The following is a 567-nucleotide window of genomic DNA, read 5'->3' as shown; positions in this document are numbered from 1 at the left end:
ATTCTACGCCTCTATCTGTATGGAGCATCAAATCACCGGACGGTTTTCGTTTCTTAACCGCATTTTCTAATGTGCGTTTCGTGACGTCCATCGTTCTATTTTTATCTAAACTCCAGCTAATAATACGCCGTGAATATAAATCCATTATTACCGACAAATAACGCCATACGCCTTTCACTTTCAAATACGTGACATCGGCAACCCATACTTTATCTTTAGCCAATGGCACTGCACCATCAGGTCTTAAGTTTGTACCAGTCGTAAGAAAGCGCTTATAAAACGCAGAGCGTGTAGTTACCCGCATCACTCTAGCAACCAACCCAAGCGCATTGTACAAACGTTCAACACGTTTTTTACCGATATTGTATCCTTGCTTTTGTAATGTTTTAAAAATGCGGGGACTACCATATCGGCCTTTATTCTCAGTGAATATTTGCTGGAATTTCTGTTTAAGTTCAACATCTTCTATCGCACGGGCACTGGGTTGACGCTCGCGCCAATCGTAATAGCCACTTTTAGACACATCAAAAAATTTCAGTAACCTTTTGACCTTTATGTCGGGTCTGA

The 567-nt window shown here is 41.1% G+C and carries 1 protein-coding gene; it reads right to left on the bottom strand.

What is annotated here, in order from left to right:
* A partial coding sequence (locus H4J67_RS20005) for an IS3 family transposase (protein WP_182204924.1) occupies positions 1-567 on the bottom strand: 567 nt, incomplete at both ends.

The sequence above is a fragment of the Colwellia sp. BRX10-4 genome (assembly GCF_014077465.1).
Classification (GTDB): domain Bacteria; phylum Pseudomonadota; class Gammaproteobacteria; order Enterobacterales; family Alteromonadaceae; genus Colwellia_A.
This window is presented reverse-complemented; position numbering and strand designations above follow the sequence as displayed.